Genomic DNA, 17,245 nt, shown 5'->3' on the forward strand with positions numbered 1-17,245 from the left:
GTCACGTCGCTGTCTAGGGATAGGCAGCTTATCTTGTAAGCGAAATCGGCAGGCCGGTGGTAGTCTGGCCGTCGAATTTCGACCCGCCCGACGAATAGAGCCGCGCCAAGGTGCCGCCATTCTCGTCATAGAGCGTCAGCTGCTTGCCGGCGACGTTCCACGACTTGATGCCGTCGATGGGTGCCGGGCAATGCAATGGTCCGGCGCGATAGCCGGCGCCGAATTTGGTCTGCGGCGTTGCCACCTTGCAGCTCTGACCCGAAACGCTGGCGTTCCAGACGCCGGCGACGCTGGCCGCGGTGAGGTCGGTGGCGCCCGCAGGCGCCGATCCATCCGGCGGCAGCGAGGCGACCTGCGTGCCGGCCGGCGCCGTCGGGAATTGCGACGGGTCGGTGGTGCCGGGCGCTGCCGGCGGCGGCAGCTGGCTTCCGCTCACCGTGCCGGCGGGTGCGGGCTGCAGCGGGGCGGGCTGCTGATCATCCATCGATGAAAAACGCGAGGTCGAACAGCCGCTTGCAAACAGCGCTGCCAGCGATACGGCCACCAGGCCGCTTCTCGAAAAAGTCATGTCAACCTCCGTCGGATCCGGCTGGGGGGACGCCGTCCGCACACTCTCACCCTCACCAAGATGGAGAAGGTGGCGAAATTTCAACCCGATATGGTTAAAATAGGGTTTGCAGCAAGAATTGTTGCAAATTTATCGCAATCATCCGGCCAGCGGGGTACCTCATCGTCATCCGCAACTTGACCCAAAGGTGCCCTAACGCGGCTCGAACCGGTAGAGCGGCTGCGAAACCGGCATTGGCGGCCGCAGCAGGTCGGCGCATCGGCGGTCCAGCCTAAGCGCCAGCTCATGAGAGCGCCGCACTGCCGTCTTCCAATCGCCGGCCGCTTTCAGCAAGGCCAACGCATCCGCAGGACGGTCGGCTGCGATCATGAGATCGGCCGCAGCGATTCGATCTTCCGGCGCGATGGCTTCGCCGGTCTTCAGCTTGCCGGCCAATCCGACCCACTGTTCCCAGGGGAAGGTCGCTGTGAGCAGATCCGGGCGACGTGGCGGTTCGGCCCCATTGTCTAGCATGAAGGGGGCCAACATCACCCGGGCTAACGCCCTGTCCATGAACGACTCCGCCGTTTCGCCCTGCATTTCGTCGATTAGAGCGTCGCGCAAATTATGCTCCCGGTCGCGGCGGCCAAGAACGTAGTCGATCCCGTCGAGCATGGCTGCCGTGATCGTATCGGGATTGTTGATCGGGTCGAGATGTTTTGCGGCAATCTGCGCGTTGATCGCCCCTGCCACCGCTGTGCCGAGGCTCAAATTGCCGGTCTGGTTCACGAGGGGCAGCAAGATCGCGGCCTGAGGAGCAGAGTTCATCAGCTGCCCGATTTGTCGGATAGCCGGCCCCATATCGGTTTGACGGTCGAGCGCCTGCACTTCGGCTGGCTGCTTGGAGATATCGAAGGAAGGGCGGAGATAGGCTGAGTAAAGGGCATTGCGGATAGAGCCCGTGCGATTGCCCTTCTGGGGTGGAAGCTTGTCGAGGTACGCGACGTAGTCTGAGAGGTCATCCTTGAGTGCCCGCATATAGAGAGCTAGCGGCCAAATGCCTGCATTCTCGGCCCTTTGGGCGAGCTGAGTCTTTGCCGGATCATCAAGAGCGGACAGCGCACCCGCAATTGTCTCGGCGACGTCTGTCGCCTGATTCAGATCTAACGTCTGCAAGCGCCCCAGTTCGCCCAGCAGCCAATCGCCGCCATCCTCGGTAACAAGGGCGTGGACGGTAGCTAGGCCAAGCTGTGGCAAAACCGACTTCGCGTTGCGCAGCGGTTGCATGGCCGCAATCATCGCCGCCCGGTCCGCCGGTTTTGCATAGGCAAGCCTGAGTTCGACAATGCGCTGCGGCGGATGGCTGCGTTTTTCCAAATCGGCCAGAAGCGTCGAGCCTTCAGCGTAGGCGAGGCCGCCATAATGTATCTTCAGATAGGCCGCGTCGTCGCCAAAACGATCGCGCCAGAAATTCGGGAATGTTGCCGGTTCGGCAAGCAGGAAGTCGGCGCTGGCCACGATGGTTGGCGCATGGTTGCAGGCGCTGGGCTTGTCGGGCTGCGTCTGCGCAACAGCGATCGACGGCGCGGACACTATCCCGATGACCGCAAGAAAAGCCAGCCAGCGCATGGTTTCAACCCCTCCGCTATGACAGCAATCCTACACTGAAAACCACTGCCGACACCAGCAAGCCGGCATCACCGCTGGCTGGTGTCGGGCTGCCGCCCGGTATTGCGTCACCGGCCTGCGGTCCTATCTTTGGAGAGACTGAAACTTGTGGAGCGGAAAATTGGCAGCCAGAAAGAAAGCCGCCAACCGCTATTACAGCGGCCCGCCCAGCGACCATTTCGACGGCACTCTTTTCTTCAACCCCGACGGCCAGCTGCCCGGCCGCTTCACCGACCTGCTCAAATGGCAGCTGAGCGGCGAGCGTTCGAAATGGCCCACAGCCAATCCGAGCCCGTTTGAGCCGGCAGAGCCGGCGGCGCGCATCGACGGCAGCGGGCTGCGCCTGACCATGGTCGGCCATTCCACGCTGCTGATCCAGACCGCCGGCCTCAACATCCTCACCGATCCGGTGTGGTCGCCGCGGGTCTCGCCGCTCTCCTTTGCCGGACCCAGGCGCGTCAATGCGCCGGGCATCGCCTTTTCCCAGCTGCCGCCGATCGACCTCGTGCTGGTCAGCCACAATCATTACGACCATCTCGACCTCGCCACGCTCAAGCGGCTGAAGGCCAGGCACGATCCGCAGGTGCTGACGCCGCTTGGCAACGACGCCATCATCGACAGCGCCGTGCCGGGCATGCGGCTGACCGCGCATGACTGGGGCGAATGCGTGGAGATTGCCAAGGACGTCGCCGTCCATATCGAGCCGGTGCATCACTGGTCGGCGCGCGGCGCACGCGACCGCCGCATGGCATTGTGGGCCGGCTTCGTGGTCGAAACCCCCGCCGGAAAGATCTATTTCGCTGGTGACACCGGTTTCCATGGCGGCGCCAATTACCGGCTGATGGCTGAGAAACATGGCGGCTTTCGCCTCGCCATCCTGCCGATCGGCGCCTACGAGCCCCGCTGGTTCATGGCGCCGCAGCACCAGAACCCGGAGGAAGCCGTGCTAGGCATGCAGCTATGCAACGCGGCTCACGCCGCAGGCTGCCATTGGGGCACCTTCCATCTCACCGACGAACCGATCGACGAGCCGGCGCAAAAACTGGCCGAGGCGCTGGAGGCGCAGCGCGTGCCGCAGGAGCGGTTCCGCGCCTTGCGGCCGGGCGAGATCTGGGACGTGCCTGACGCCTAGGGAAGGAACCCGACAAGCCGAAACGCGTTGCTTCTCCAGCGCAATTTGGCCGGGAGCCTTTCCATGATCAAATGGATCATCATTCTTCTGATCGTCGCCGCTGCCGCAAGCCTGCTCGGCATGCCGGCGCTGGCGGGCGCCGCCGCCACCGGCGCGCGCGTGCTTATCGGCATCGTTCTCGTCATCTTCCTGCTGATCGTGCTCGGCGTTTTCGCGGTTACCTAGGCGCGGCGTCTTCGCCGTCGCCAGATTCACATGATCTGGCATCTTTGCCGTGACCTGAGACGCAGGCCACACTGGTAATTCCCGCCCGTTTCCGCCATATAGCGGCAAAACGGACAGGAATATCGGAGAGCCATGGCAGGCACGGCCCCCTTCGCCAAGATGAACGGCATCGGCAACGAGATCATCGTTGCCGACATGCGCGGCCGTGCCGACCGGGTTACGCCGGCATCGGCTGTCGCGCTGAATGCCGATGCGGCGACGAAGTTCGACCAGATCATGGCGATCTATGACGCCCGCACGCCTGGCACCGCCTATTATATCGACATATTGAATTCCGACGGCTCGGGCGCACAGGCCTGCGGCAACGGCATGCGCTGCGTCGTCCAGGCGCTGGCCGCCGAGACCGGCCAGAAGAATTTCACCTTCGAGACCCGCGCCGGCATCCTCAACGCCGTTGAACATGCCGACGGAACGATCTCGGTCGACATGGGCACGCCGCGCTTCGGCTGGCAGGACATTCCGCTGGCGGAAGAATTCCGCGACACGCGCATGATCGAGTTGCAGATCGGCCCGATCGACGCGCCTGTGCTGCATTCGCCCTCGGCTCTGTCGATGGGCAACCCGCACGCCATCTTCTGGGTCGACAACGACGTCTGGTCCTATGAGCTCGAGCGTTTCGGCCCGCTGCTCGAAAATCACCCGATCTTCCCCGAACGCGCCAACATCACCATCGCCCAGGTGACGTCGCCGGAAACCATGATCATCCGCACCTGGGAGCGCGGCGCCGGCTTGACCAAGGCCTGTGGGTCGGCCGCTTGCGCATCGGTGGTTGCCGCTGCCCGCACCCGGCGCACCGGCCGCAGCGTCACGCTGATGACGCCCGGCGGCGGCTCGCTGCATGTCGAATGGCGCGACGATGACCACGTCATCCTGACCGGCGCGGCCGAATGGGAATTTTCCGGCAGTTTCGATCCGTCGACCGGCAGCTGGGCCCGCGACACCGAAAGCGCGGCCTGATGTCCGTTCTTGCCGATACCAAGTGCCCCAACTCCCAAGGCATTGACGTCGTCACCTTCGGCTGCCGGCTGAACACATACGAGTCCGAAGTGATGCGACGCGAGGCCGAAAGCGCCGGCCTCGGCGCGCTCAAAGGCGGCGCCATCATCTTCAACACCTGCGCCGTCACCTCAGAAGCGGTGCGCCAGGCCAAGCAGTCGATCCGCAAAGCCCGCCGCGAAAATCCGGCGGCGCGCATTATCGTCACCGGCTGCGCCGCGCAGACCGAACCGCAGAATTTCGTCGCCATGGACGAGGTCGACCTCGTGCTCGGCAATGAGGAGAAGCTGAAGGCGAATTCTTACCGCGCGCTCCCCGATTTCGGCGTCAACGATACCGAGAAAGCGCGCGTCAATGACATTTTCTCGGTGCGCGAGACCGCCGGTCACATGGTCGACGCCATCGAGGGCCGCGCGCGCGCCTTCGTCCAGGTGCAGAATGGCTGCGACCACCGCTGCACCTTCTGCATCATTCCCTACGGTCGCGGCAATTCGCGTTCGGTGCCGATGGGCGCCGTGGTCGAGCAGGTCAAGCGGCTCGCCGGCAACGGCTATGCCGAGATCGTGCTGACCGGCGTCGACATGACCAGTTTCGGCGCCGACCTGCCGGGCGCGCCGAAGCTGGGCAAACTGGTGAAGACCATCCTCAAGCAGGTGCCCGACGTGAAGCGGCTGCGGCTGTCCTCCATCGATTCGATCGAGGCCGATGACGAACTGCTCGATGCGATTGCTACCGAGCCCCGGCTGATGCCGCATCTGCACCTGTCGCTGCAGTCGGGCGACGACATGATCTTGAAGCGCATGAAGCGCCGCCATCTGCGCGATCAGTCGATCCGCTTCTGCGAAGATGTGCGCAAATTGCGCCCTGCAATCGTCTTCGGCGCCGACATCATTGCCGGCTTCCCGACCGAGACCGAGGACATGTTCGAAAATTCGATAAAAATCGTCGAGGAATGCGGGTTGACGCATCTGCATGTCTTCCCGTTCTCGCCGCGCGAAGGCACGCCCGCCGCGCGCATGCCGCAGGTCCGCCGCGAACTGGTCAAGCAGCGCGCGGCAAGGCTGCGTGCTGCCGGCGAAGCCGCGTATCGCCGTCATTTGTCGTCGCTGCCGGGCACCCGGCAGTCGATCCTGGTCGAGCGTGACGGGCTTGGCCGCACCGAAGGGTTTACGCTGACCGCCATCGCTGCCGGTCAGCCGGGCGAGATCGTCGAGGCCACTATTACCGGCCATGACGGCGCGCGCCTGCTTGCGGCCCCGCTCACCGCCCGCGCCGCCTGAGACTGATAAAGCATGGCCGGTTTTTTCAAGAAGATATTTTCGTTCGGCAAAAAGGAAGTCGTCGAGGAGCGTCTCGACGAAACCGCCCCGCTGCCGCCGATCAAATGGGATGCGCTGGAGGCGCTGAAGCCGGCCGCCGAGCAGGCGCTGCCGGAGTTTTTGAAGCGCGAGGAGGCGCCGGTCGAGGCGGAAGCCTTGTCGACACCGACGGTCGAGCCGGAGGCGCCGCCGGCACCTATCGAGGAACCGGCATCCGAACCGATCGTCCCGGCCGAACCCGAAATCCCGCCCGAGCCAGCCCCGCCTGAGCCCGGTCCCATCGAGGAGCCACAGCCGCCGGAGCCGGTCGTCCCCTCCGAGCCGGAACCGTTGCCGGAGCCCGCGCCGGTAGAAGAGCCACAGCCTGCGCCGGAAGCACCCGAGCCGCTGACGCCTGAGGAAGTTCCTGCGCCGCCCACCGTTCCGGAGCCTGCTCCCGAGCCGCCGCCGCAAGAGGTGCCGGCCGAGCCGGAGTTCGTTCCTCCACTTCCGGAGAAGCAGCCCGAACCTGCCCCGGTCGAAATTCCGACGCCTGCCGAGGTTCCGGCAGAGCCGGTCGCCCCGATCGAAGTGCCGGCCGCGCCTTCTGCGCCACCTGCAGAAATTCCGGCGCCTATTCGCCAGCCATCGCCGGTCGAAGCACACCCAGTCATCGCCGAGATCGCGCCCGAGCCGCAACCGGCTCCACAACCCGCGCCGCAGCCTACGCCATCCGTCGGCAAAGTCACCGTCACCAAAAAAGTCGAGCAGAAGGCCGAGTCGGTCAAAGCGCCGGAGCCGACGCCACGCCGGTCCTGGTTCCAGCGCATGCGGGACGGGCTCGCCCGCTCCTCGAAAGAACTCACCGGCAACATTGCCGGCGTCTTCACCAAGCGCAAGCTGGATGAGGACACGCTGCAGGACCTCGAGGACGTGCTGATCCGCGCCGATCTCGGCCTGGAAACCGCGCTGCGCGTAACCGATGCGCTGGCCTCCAGCCGCTACGGCAAGGACGTCTCCGACGCGGAAGTGCGCGCCGTGATGGCGGCCGAGGTGGAGAAGGTGCTGACCCATGTCGCCATGCCGCTGGAACTCGACCTCTCGCACAAGCCGCATGTCATCCTGGTTGTCGGCGTCAACGGCACCGGCAAGACCACGACCATCGGCAAGCTGGCGGCAAAACTGACCGATGGCGGGTTGAAAGTGATGCTGGCCGCCGGCGACACGTTTCGCGCCGCAGCCATCGAGCAGCTGAAGATCTGGGGCGAGCGGACGAAATCACCGGTCATCGCCTCCAAGATCGGCGCCGATGCCGCTGGCCTTGCCTACGACGCCTTCGAGAAGGCGAAGGAGGCCGGCTCCGACGTGCTGATCATCGACACCGCAGGCCGCCTGCAGAACAAGACCGAGCTGATGGCCGAACTGGAAAAGATCGTGCGCGTGCTGGGCAAGCTCGATCCGGAAGCGCCGCACACCGTGCTGCAGACGGTCGACGCCACCACCGGCCAGAATGCGCTCAACCAGGTCGAGATCTTCCGCAATGTCGCCGGCGTCAACGGCCTAGTGATGACCAAGCTGGACGGCACAGCGCGCGGCGGTATTCTGGTGGCGATCGCGGCAAAGCACAAATTGCCGGTCTATTTCATCGGCGTCGGCGAACAGGTCGACGACCTCGAACCTTTCTCGGCCAGCGAATTCGCCAGGGCGATCGCGGGTGTAGCGTAACAGGCATGATCTCGAAGAGCTGACGGCTTTTTGGACAAGATCATGCGTCAGAAGGACGTCATGAACCCTCCCATCCTCGAACGCGACCCGTCCGACCCGCAGAAGAAGAAAGAAAGCGTCAATCCGCTGCTCAAGCTGGTGCTGGAGCTCGGGCCGCTGATGGTATTCTTCTTCGCCAACGCGCGCGGCGCCTGGCTGGTGGAGAAATTCCCCGTGCTGGCCGAATTCGGCGGGCCGCTCTTCGTCGCCACGGCCCTGTTCATGGCCGCGACCGCGATCGCGCTGATCGCCTCATGGCTGCTGATGCACACCTTGCCGATCATGCCGATGGTCTCGGGCGTCGTCGTCTTCATCTTCGGTGCGCTGACGCTCTATCTGCAGGACGACGTCTTCATCAAGATGAAGCCGACCATCGTCAACACGCTGTTCGGCGGCGTGCTGCTCGGCGGCCTGTATTTCGGCCGCTCGCTGCTCGGCTATGTCTTCGATTCGGCCTTTCGCCTCGATGCCGAAGGCTGGCGCAAGCTGACCTTCCGCTGGGGCCTGTTCTTCCTGTTCCTGGCTCTTGCCAATGAAGTCGTGTGGCGGAATTTTTCGACCGACTTCTGGGTTACCTTCAAGGTCTGGGGCATCATGCCGATCACGCTTTTGTTCACCTTCAGCCAGATGCCGCTGATCCTGCGCCATTCGATCGAGGACAAGACCGAGAAGGTGGAAGAAGCCGGCAAGTAGGGAGAGGGCCATGGAATTCGTCACCACGCGCGACGAACTGAGGACGATCTACAAGACGCCGCGGCCGACCGACGCCTCGATGCGCAAGGAACTCAGGGCGCTCGACGGCCACTGCCGCTCCTTCATCGGCAAAAGCCCCTTCGTGCTGATCGGTTCTTCCGACAATTCCGGCAATGCCGACGTGACGCCGAAAGGCGACAAGCCCGGCTTTGCCCTTGTCCTTGACGACAAGACCATCGCCATCCCCGACCGGCCCGGCAACAACCGGCTGGACACGCTGGAAAACATCCTGCTCAACCCTTCGGTCGGGCTGCTCTTCCTCATCCCCGGCATGAACGAAACGCTGCGCATCAATGGCGACGCCCGCATCACCGTTGATGCGGATTTGCGCGAGCGGCTCGCCGTCGACGGCAAGCAACCGCAAAGCGTCGTCGTGGTGAGCGTCAAGGCCGCCTACATGCACTGCGCCAAGGCGTTCATGCGTTCCGAGTTGTGGAAGCCGGACAGTTGGTACGATCGCGCGACCTTGCCGACACTCGGCCAGATCCTGTCCGACCAGATGGCGCATGCCGAAACGGTCGACGATTTCGACCGCTCGCTGGACGACGCCTACAGCAAGACCATGTGGTAGGATTTCGGGCACGATTCGCACGTCCCATTGCCCGGTTTCTCCTTTGATCGAACTCCTCGCCATCTCCGGCAGCCTGCGTGCCGCCTCGACCAATTCGGCGCTGCTCGCTTCTGTCGCGCGCAATGCACCGCCTGGGTGCCGCGTCAGCATCTATGACGGGCTCGGCCTCTTGCCGATCTTCAATCCCGACGACGAAGGCGAGCGAACGCCACGCGAGGCCGCGCGGCTGATCGACGCCGTCACCAGCGCCGACGGCATCATCGTCTCGTGCCCCGAATATGCGCATGGCGTGCCGGGCGGCATGAAGAATGCACTCGACTGGCTGGTCTCGCGCGACGCCGCCGTCGGCAAGCCGGCGATGCTGGTGCACGCCTCCGCGCGCTCGCTCTACGCCCGCGCCGCGCTGGCCGAGATCATGCGGACGATGTCGTTTGCTATGTATGAGGACGCGGTGCTGGAGATTGCCTTGCTCGGCAAGAAGCCGCCGGAGATGGAGGCCATTCTGGCGGAGGACGCGAACCGGCGGGCGATGCGTGAGGCGGTGCAGGTCTTCGCCGACTTTATCCGCGGCCAAACATAGGCTCGTCATCCTAGGGCGAAGCAAGGAGCGAAGCGACGCGGCGCAGACCCTAGGATCCATGCCGTGAGGTTAAGGCGTTGCAACGTTTACAGAATTTTGCACCGCGGCACTCTACGTCGAAGGCTACGGCATGGATCCTCGGGTCAAGCCCGAGGATGACGAACGAAAGGGTGCAGCCGCACCCCAACGTGCCGCAGCGCTACCCCTTCCTTAGCGTCTCGACATCGGTCTTGCCGACATACCAGTCGCGCGCGTTGACCTCTTCGAACACCACCCAGACATCGTCATTGCCGAGCCCGGTGGCCTCCATGATAGCCGCCGTGACTTTTTTGGCGATGTCAGCCTTCTTGCCCGCCGGGTCGGCGGCGATCACTTCCTTGACGATGCGGATGTTGACGAATGGCATGACGTCCTCCCCTTCATTTTCTGCAGACAGCGCCGAGAGACTGCTTCGAAATTCGCTCTGGTGAGTCATATGATGGTGGTTTCGAGAACCGGAGCGCAGCGGACGTTTGGGTCCGTGAGCACCGGAAGCGCAGAAAACGCCATCAGATGGCCGCCAGAGTAGAATTTCCAAGCAGTCTCGCTCAATACGTCTTGGCTCCGTTGACCATCAGCCGCACCATGTAAAGCGACGTCGTGCCGGCGATGTAGAGGCAGTTCAGCTTGTTGCCGCCGAACACGCAATTGGCGACGACTTCCGGCACCTTGACCTTGCCGATCAGCGTGCCGTCGGGATCGTAGCAATGGATGCCGTCGGCGGCGCTGGTCCAGATGCGGCCGGCCTCGTCGAGCCGGAAGCCGTCGAACAGGCCTGCCGTGCACTCAGCGAACACCTTGCCGCCCGACACCTTCTTGCCGTGCTTGCCGACGGTGAAGACCCGCATATGCGCCGGGTTTTGCGCGCCATGGGTGCGGCCGGTGTCCACGACATAGAGCTGGCTTTCATCCAGCGAAAAGGCAAGTCCGTTCGGCCGGACCATGTCGGTGATGACGGCCTCGACCTCGCCACTGTCGGGATCGACCCGGTAGACGTAGCAGGCGCCGATCTCGCTATCGGCCTTGTCGCCCTCATAGTCGGTGTCGATGCCGTAGCTCGGATCGGTGAACCAGATCGAACCGTCGGAGCGCACCACGACGTCGTTGGGCGAATTCAGCCGCTTGCCTTTCCATTTGGCCGCAATGGTGGTGACGGAGCCGTCATGCTCGGTGCGGCTGACGCGGCGGCCGGAATGCTCGCACGTCACCAGCCGTCCCTGGCGGTCGACGGTGTTGCCGTTGGAATTGCCGGAGGGCTGACGGAACACGCTGACATTACCGTCGGTCTCGTCATAGCGCAGCATGCGGTTGTTGGGGATGTCGGACCAGACGACATAGCGGCCGGCGGCGAACCAGGCCGGCCCTTCCGCCCACTGACATCCGGTGAACAGCTTTTCCACCTGCGCGTTGCCATTGAACAGCCGCGCGAAACGCGGATCGAGAATTTCGTAATAATCTGCAGCCGCCATGCTTTTCCTCCGGGCATCACGCAAGGCGTGGATCAAGCCAGCCTGCGGGCGAGAAGGCAAGATGGCGCATGCGCAATTTGTAAGACAAAAGACCCACGCCCAGCATTGGCTCGGAAACGTGTCCAGCCGCGCATGGCGCTGTTAGCGCTGCATTAACCGGCTATGCGCTCCGTGCAATGGTGCATTGCAACATCTTCTTTTTGCATCGCACCATTCCTATGTCATGCTGCGTACAGTCAAGGGAGGAACAAATTCGCCGCTGATATGCGGCACGAAAGGACCCTTGCTATGATCTTCGACAGTCTCATGACCCGCGCTCGCACCTCGATTGCCAAGCGCAAGCACTACAACCGCCTCGTCGCCGAAATCGAGAATCTTTCCGGCCGCGACCTCGCCGACCTGCGCGCCGACCGCTCGGAAATGCTCTACCAGGTCCACAAGCAGATATACGGCTGATTGCTGAATGACTCGGGCGCCGCCTAGGCGCGTTGAGGTTCAGGTCAGGCCGAGACGAAAACGGTGGATGCCGAGAACCGGAGCGGAGCGTACTTTTCGTACGTGAGCACCGGAAGCGCAGGTATCCGCCGTTTGCAGGCCGGCATCACCTGAACATCAATGCGCCGCGAGTGCCTTTTCGATTTCGGGCATCAGCACCGTCTGCGCCGACTCCCCCGTCAGCGGCCCGACATATTTGTAGGCAATCTTGCCGTCCTTGCCGATGACGAAGGTTTCCGGCACGCCGTAAACACCCCAGTCGATGGCGGTGCGACCGGCTTCGTCGACGCCGATGGCCTGGAACGGATTGCCGAGATCGCCGAGGAACCGGCGCGCGTTTTGCGGCTCGTCCTTGTAGTTCAGTGCGGCAAGCGTGAAGCGCTTGTCCTGCGACAGCGCCAAAAGCACCGGATGTTCTTCCCGGCACGGCGCGCACCACGACGCAAACACATTGACCAGCGTCACCTTGCCGGCGAACGCTTTCGAATCCAGCCCAGGCAGGTTTGACCCTTCCAGCGCCGGCAGATTGGTCTGCGGCGCCGGCAGGCCGATCAGCGCCGACGGCACTTCCGCCTCGTCGCGTCCCGACAAAAGCTGCAGCAGGAACAACCCGGCCAGGCCGAGGAAAACCAACAGCGGCAGCAGCACGATCAGGCGGCGGCGCGGCGGCGCCGGCGTTTCGCTTTCCGTGCTCATGGTTTGCTGGCCTTATCGGAACGACGCCGCACGCCGGCGGCTTCGAGTTCTGCCAATTCGCGCTTGCGGGCGCGCTGGTCGAGCAGGATCCAGCCGATCAGCCCGGCCAGCACGATCGCCGTGATGCCATAGGCGGCGGTGACGTAAAGGGCGTGTGCGCTCATGCAGCCCGCTTCCCTTCCGCTGTCGCTTCGCCGTGCTCGATCATGGCCTTCCCATAGCTTTGCCGCTTCGGCTTCGCAATTGGCCGCAGCGCCCCAGTTGCTTGCACTAGCCGCATCAATCTGTTCCATGCCGCAGCGCCAGCGCTGCCGCCACCGGGCCGAGCACGGCAAGAAACAGCGTCAGCGCGGCAAGAATGAGGAAGGGCTGCAAGAAAGGATCAGGGTCGGCCACCGCGCCGTAGCTGGCCGAAACGCCGAAGATCAGCACCGGGATGGTCAGCGGCAGCACCAGCACCGAAATCAACAGCCCGCCGCGCGGCAGCGCCACCGCCACCGCCGCACCCACCGCGCCGATGAAGGTGATGGCCGGCGTGCCGACCAAAAGGGTCAGCGCCGTAGCGCCGATGCTGAGCGGCTCCATATTCATGAACAGGCCGAGCAAGGGCGCGGCAACCACCAGCGGCAAGACGCTGCCCGCCCAGTGCGCCAGGCATTTCACCAGCACCGTCAGCGCCAGCATGTGTCGGTCGTGGCCGAGCACCAGAAGGTCGAGCGAGCCGTCCTCGCGATCGGCCTGGAACAGCCGGTCGAGGCCGAGCAGGCAGGCGAGCAAGGCGCCGATCCACAGGATCGCCGGACCGATGCGCGCAAGCAGCTTCAGGTCCGGCCCGACGCCGAAGGGGATGGTGGCAATGACGGCGAGGAAGAAGATGACGCCGGTGAGTGCCCCGCCGCCGGCACGGATGGAGAGACGGATATCGCGGAGGAAGAGGGCTAGCATGGGCGAGCCGCCGCTGCGGTTCGACTGCATTCTCTGCTAAGACCGCGTTCCTTCACACCCCCCTCTGGCCTGCCGGCCATCTCCCCCGCAAGGGGGGAGATTGGCAGCGTCCTTGTAGACGCCTCTCCTTCAACGGTGGTGATTGGCGAAAGCCGGCGCGACGGCTGATCTCCCTCCTTGCGGGGGAGATGCCCGGCAGGGCAGAGGGGGGTGTGCCAGAGTGCCGACATCAGACGGCCTGCCCCATAACCAACGGCTGTGCCCCATCCAATCCCAGCGGCAGATGCGTCGCCGCAACGACAATCCCACCGTCCGCGCAATGCCTCGCCATCAGCCCCGCGAACCGTTCCTCCGAAGCCTTGTCCAGCCCCGCCGTCGGCTCATCCAGCAGCCAGAGCGGCCTGTGGCTGACCAGCAGCTTCGCAATCGCCGCCCGCCTTCTTTGACCGGTCGACAAATACCCGAACGGCAGATGGCCGATACCGCCAAGCCCGACCGTCTCCAGCGCCTCTTCGACACCCAACTGCCCCTCGCCGTTGAAATCGCGCCAGAAGCGCAAATTCTCCGCCACGCTGAGCGCCGTCTTCATTGCATTGAGATGGCCGAGATAATGGACGGCCGAAGCAATCGTCGGAGACGTCTCGCCGCCGCCGTCGATGCGCACATCGCCTTCCGCTTTCGGCAGCAGCCCGGCGATGACCCTGAGCAGCGTCGATTTGCCTGATCCATTCGGTCCGGTGACGACCAGCGCCTGGCCCTTTTCGAGCGCAAAGCCGATGCCGGAAAAGACCCTTTCGCCGCCGCGTTCGCCGCCCAGATTTTCGGCAATCAGCCGCATGCCTGCCCGTCCCGAAAACTTTACCGCGCGATAGCTGCCGCATCGCACAAATTTGCTCCGCAACTGTCTAGAACTATTCCAGAAAATTCTCTATATGCGGGTCATTCGTGCCAGCGGTCGGCACGGGAACAGAATTTGCGCCGAACCAGCGCACGCGCCGCCTTGAACGGCTCGGGTTGCTTGGGAGCGGACAGCGGAAATGGCCGTACCCGCACCTTTGCGCGTGATTGCATGCCCATCGGCGTCCGTTCCCTTTCAGGCTGAACAGACAAGGACGGACCGCACGTGTCAAAATCCCTCGACAGTTTCAATTGCCGCCGCACCCTCACCGTGGGTGGCGCGGACTATGTCTATTACAATCTGGTCGAGGCCGAGAAGAACGGCCTCACCGGCATCGCCCAGCTGCCCTATTCGATGAAGGTGTTGCTGGAGAACCTGCTGCGCAACGAAGACGGCCGCTCCGTCACCAAGGAGAGCATCCAGGCGGTTGCCGGCTGGCTGACCGACAAGGGCACCGCCGGCGTCGAGATCGCCTATCGCCCGGCCCGCGTCCTGATGCAGGATTTCACCGGCGTTCCGGCGGTGGTCGATCTTGCCGCCATGCGCGACGGCCTCAAGGCGCTCGGCGGCGATCCGCAGAAGATCAACCCGCTGGTGCCGGTCGACCTCGTCATCGACCATTCGGTCATCGTCGACGAATTCGGCACGCCGATGGCTTTCGCCAGGAATGTCGAGCTCGAATATGAGCGCAACGAAGAGCGCTACAAATTCCTGAAATGGGGACAGCAGGCGTTCCGCAACTTCCGCGTCGTGCCGCCCGGCACCGGCATCTGCCACCAGGTCAATCTCGAATATCTCGGACAGGTCGTCTGGACCAACACCGAAGACCGCGAAACCACCGCCTATCCCGACACCTGCGTCGGCACCGATTCGCACACCACCATGATCAACGGCCTTGGCGTGCTCGGCTGGGGCGTTGGCGGCATCGAGGCAGAGGCCGCCATGCTCGGCCAGCCGGTCTCCATGCTGTTGCCGGAAGTGATCGGCTTCCGCCTCACCGGCAAGCTGAAGGAAGGCGTCACCGCGACCGACCTCGTGCTCACCGTGACCCAGATGCTGCGCAAGAAGGGCGTCGTCGGCAAGTTCGTCGAGTTCTTCGGCCCCGGCCTCTCCAACATGACGCTGGCCGACCGGGCCACCATCGGCAACATGGCGCCCGAATACGGCGCCACCTGCGGCTTCTTCCCGGTCGACGGCGAAACCATCCGCTACCTGACGATGTCGGGCCGCGAGGAAAGCCGCATCGCTCTGGTCGAGGCCTATTCCAAGGCGCAAGGCATGTGGCGCGATACAGGCTCGGCTGACCCGGTCTTTACCGATCTGCTCGAGCTTGAACTCAGCGAGGTCGTGCCGTCGATGGCCGGCCCCAAGCGCCCCGAAGGCCGCGTCGCGCTGGAAGGCATTCCAGCCGGCTTCGTCAAGGCGATGGAGACCGAATACAAGAAGGCCGCAGAGATCTCGAAGCGCTACGCCGTCGAAGGCACCGACCATGATCTCGGCCATGGCGACGTCGTCATCGCCGCCATCACCTCCTGCACCAACACCTCCAATCCGAGCGTGCTGATCGGCGCCGGCCTGCTGGCGCGAAACGCCAACCGGCTCGGCCTCAAGCAGAAGCCGTGGGTGAAGACATCGCTGGCCCCCGGCAGCCAGGTCGTCGCCGAGTATCTCGAAAAATCCGGCCTGCAGAAGGAGCTTGACCAGATCGGCTTCAACCTGGTCGGCTTCGGCTGCACCACCTGCATCGGCAATTCCGGCCCGCTGCCGGCGCCGATTTCGAAAACCATCAACGATAAGGGCTTGATTGCTGCCGCGGTGCTCTCCGGCAACCGCAATTTCGAAGGCCGCGTCTCGCCTGACGTGCAAGCCAACTACCTGGCGTCGCCGCCGCTGGTCGTTGCCCACGCTTTGGCTGGAACCGTCACTAAGGACCTGACCACCGAGCCGCTCGGCGAAGGCCGTGACGGCAAGCCGGTCTACTTGAAGGACATCTGGCCGAGTTCGGCCGAGATCCAGGAGTTCATCGAGAAGAACGTCACCCGCGAACTGTTCGCCCGCAAATATGCCGACGTCTTCAAGGGCGACGAGTACTGGCAGAACGTCAAGGCGCCGGAAGGCCAGACCTATGCCTGGGACGATAATTCGACCTATGTGCAGAACCCGCCCTATTTTGCCGGAATGACTGCCGGCTTCGGCAAGATCGGCGACATCAAGGGCGCACGCGTGCTGGGTCTCTTCGGCGACAAGATCACCACCGACCACATCTCGCCGGCGGGTTCGATCAAGGCGGCATCGCCGGCCGGCAAATACCTCACCGACCACGGCGTCGGCGTTGCCGACTTCAACCAGTACGGCACGCGGCGCGGCAATCATGAGGTGATGATGCGCGGCACCTTTGCCAACATACGCATCCGCAACCACATGCTGGGCGAGAACGGCCGCGAGGGCGGTTACACCATCCACTACCCGTCGAAGGAAGAGGAATCGATCTACGACGCGGCGATGGAGTACAAAAGGGAAGGCGTGCCGCTGGTCATCTTCGCCGGCGTCGAATACGGCAACGGCTCATCGCGCGACTGGGCGGCCAAGGGCACCAACCTGCTCGGTGTCCGCGCCGTCATCGCCCAGTCCTTCGAGCGCATCCATCGCTCCAACCTGGTTGGCATGGGCGTCATCCCCTTCGTCTTCGAGGAAGGCACGTCATGGGCATCGCTCAACCTCAAGGGCGACGAGATCGTCGAGATCGATGGCTTGAGCGCCATCAAGCCGCGGCAGACGATGATCGCCAAGGTCACCTATGGCGACGGCACGGTGAAGAACGTGCCGATCATCTGCCGCATCGATACGCTGGATGAGCTCGACTACTTCAAGAACGGCGGCATCCTGCAATACGTGCTGCGCGATCTGGCGGCTTAAGGGCAGGGATTGGGCAGTAGGGAATAGGGCTTCCCTACTGCCTACTGCCTACTGCCTACTGCCTACTGCCTGACTCCTAGTCTTTCCAAAGCATTGGCCGGCCGGCCGGGAGTTCCGTCCTGTCCGCCCGCAGTAAAAACTGGCTGGGCTCAGCAAGATCCGCCGCAAGCTCCTGATGCCATGCTCCCGATCG

The 17,245-nt window shown here is 63.7% G+C and carries 18 protein-coding genes; 10 read left to right on the forward strand and 8 right to left on the reverse strand.

All coding sequences use genetic code 11. From position 1 onward, the window contains the following. Positions 1-28: 28 nt before the first annotated feature. Together AC1DYC_RS21745 and AC1DYC_RS21750 are read right to left on the reverse strand one after the other, a co-directional pair. Entirely contained in the window at positions 29-568 is a 540-nt protein-coding gene (locus AC1DYC_RS21745; protein WP_477309598.1) for a protease inhibitor Inh/omp19 family protein, read from the reverse strand. A gap of 192 nt (positions 569-760) precedes the next feature. Further along, entirely contained in the window at positions 761-2,176 is a 1,416-nt protein-coding gene (locus tag AC1DYC_RS21750) for a hypothetical protein (RefSeq protein ID WP_477409811.1), read from the reverse strand. Between the two features lie 160 nt (positions 2,177-2,336). Here AC1DYC_RS21750 and AC1DYC_RS21755 point away from each other — a divergent pair, with 160 nt between their 5' ends. The 8 genes from AC1DYC_RS21755 to AC1DYC_RS21790 all read left to right on the forward strand — a co-directional run bounded on the left by AC1DYC_RS21755 (position 2,337) and on the right by AC1DYC_RS21790 (position 9,594). After that, on the forward strand, positions 2,337-3,347 hold the full coding sequence (locus AC1DYC_RS21755; RefSeq protein WP_477409813.1) for an MBL fold metallo-hydrolase: 1,011 nt from the start codon (positions 2,337-2,339) through the stop codon (positions 3,345-3,347). Between the two features lie 63 nt (positions 3,348-3,410). Next, complete coding sequence (locus tag AC1DYC_RS21760) at positions 3,411-3,572, forward strand: DUF1328 family protein (protein WP_023683859.1); 162 nt, start codon at positions 3,411-3,413, stop codon at positions 3,570-3,572. A gap of 132 nt (positions 3,573-3,704) precedes the next feature. Next, on the forward strand, positions 3,705-4,589 hold the full coding sequence (gene dapF / locus AC1DYC_RS21765; protein ID WP_477409815.1) for a diaminopimelate epimerase: 885 nt from the start codon (positions 3,705-3,707) through the stop codon (positions 4,587-4,589). Further along, positions 4,589-5,908 carry a tRNA (N(6)-L-threonylcarbamoyladenosine(37)-C(2))-methylthiotransferase MtaB gene (gene mtaB / locus AC1DYC_RS21770; protein ID WP_477409817.1) on the forward strand — a complete coding sequence of 440 codons (1,320 nt, stop codon included), beginning with the start codon at positions 4,589-4,591 and terminating at the stop codon, positions 5,906-5,908. Before dapF ends, mtaB begins: the two co-directional genes overlap by 1 nt. A 12-nt stretch (positions 5,909-5,920) precedes the next feature. Further along, positions 5,921-7,651 (forward strand): signal recognition particle-docking protein FtsY, encoded by a 1,731-nt coding sequence (gene ftsY, locus AC1DYC_RS21775; protein ID WP_477409819.1) that lies wholly within the window; start codon positions 5,921-5,923, stop codon positions 7,649-7,651. 60 nt (positions 7,652-7,711) lie between these two features. After that, complete coding sequence (locus tag AC1DYC_RS21780; RefSeq protein ID WP_477309601.1) at positions 7,712-8,383, forward strand: septation protein A; 672 nt, start codon at positions 7,712-7,714, stop codon at positions 8,381-8,383. Positions 8,384-8,393: 10 nt separating this feature from the next. Further along, a complete protein-coding gene (locus AC1DYC_RS21785; RefSeq protein WP_477409821.1) occupies positions 8,394-9,014 on the forward strand; it encodes a pyridoxamine 5'-phosphate oxidase family protein in 621 nt (206 codons plus the stop codon). A gap of 43 nt (positions 9,015-9,057) precedes the next feature. Then, entirely contained in the window at positions 9,058-9,594 is a 537-nt protein-coding gene (locus AC1DYC_RS21790; protein WP_477409823.1) for an NADPH-dependent FMN reductase, read from the forward strand. Between the two features lie 199 nt (positions 9,595-9,793). Here the strand turns inward: AC1DYC_RS21790 and AC1DYC_RS21795 are convergent, their stop codons facing one another. After that, a complete protein-coding gene (locus tag AC1DYC_RS21795; RefSeq protein ID WP_010912352.1) occupies positions 9,794-10,000 on the reverse strand; it encodes a tautomerase family protein in 207 nt (68 codons plus the stop codon). Between the two features lie 181 nt (positions 10,001-10,181). Next, positions 10,182-11,102: an SMP-30/gluconolactonase/LRE family protein gene (locus AC1DYC_RS21800; protein ID WP_477409825.1), complete on the reverse strand. Its 921-nt coding sequence runs from the start codon at positions 11,100-11,102 to the stop codon at positions 10,182-10,184. A 288-nt stretch (positions 11,103-11,390) separates the two neighbouring features. On the opposite strand from AC1DYC_RS21800, the gene AC1DYC_RS21805 reads away from it, so the two are divergent. Further along, on the forward strand, positions 11,391-11,558 hold the full coding sequence (locus tag AC1DYC_RS21805) for a hypothetical protein (RefSeq protein ID WP_142867213.1): 168 nt from the start codon (positions 11,391-11,393) through the stop codon (positions 11,556-11,558). A 156-nt stretch (positions 11,559-11,714) separates the two neighbouring features. On the opposite strand, the gene AC1DYC_RS21810 is transcribed toward AC1DYC_RS21805, so the two are convergent. The 4 genes from AC1DYC_RS21810 to ccmA form a co-directional block, all read right to left on the reverse strand. After that, positions 11,715-12,293: a DsbE family thiol:disulfide interchange protein gene (locus tag AC1DYC_RS21810; RefSeq protein WP_477309588.1), complete on the reverse strand. Its 579-nt coding sequence runs from the start codon at positions 12,291-12,293 to the stop codon at positions 11,715-11,717. After that, entirely contained in the window at positions 12,290-12,457 is a 168-nt protein-coding gene (ccmD, locus tag AC1DYC_RS21815) for a heme exporter protein CcmD (protein WP_477289197.1), read from the reverse strand. The genes AC1DYC_RS21810 and ccmD overlap by 4 nt, the downstream gene beginning before the upstream one ends. A gap of 115 nt (positions 12,458-12,572) precedes the next feature. Next, positions 12,573-13,238 carry a heme exporter protein CcmB gene (ccmB, locus tag AC1DYC_RS21820; protein WP_477409827.1) on the reverse strand — a complete coding sequence of 222 codons (666 nt, stop codon included), beginning with the start codon at positions 13,236-13,238 and terminating at the stop codon, positions 12,573-12,575. A 229-nt stretch (positions 13,239-13,467) separates the two neighbouring features. After that, positions 13,468-14,076, reverse strand: coding sequence for a heme ABC exporter ATP-binding protein CcmA (gene ccmA / locus AC1DYC_RS21825; RefSeq protein ID WP_477409829.1), 609 nt, complete (start codon positions 14,074-14,076; stop codon positions 13,468-13,470). A 285-nt stretch (positions 14,077-14,361) separates the two neighbouring features. Between ccmA and acnA the strand changes: the two genes are divergently transcribed. After that, positions 14,362-17,052, forward strand: a complete 2,691-nt coding sequence (acnA, locus tag AC1DYC_RS21830; RefSeq protein WP_477409831.1) for an aconitate hydratase AcnA — start codon at positions 14,362-14,364, stop codon at positions 17,050-17,052. The last annotated feature ends 193 nt before the right edge of the window (positions 17,053-17,245 follow it).

It is taken from the genome of Mesorhizobium sp. P2_E7, assembly GCF_056403855.1.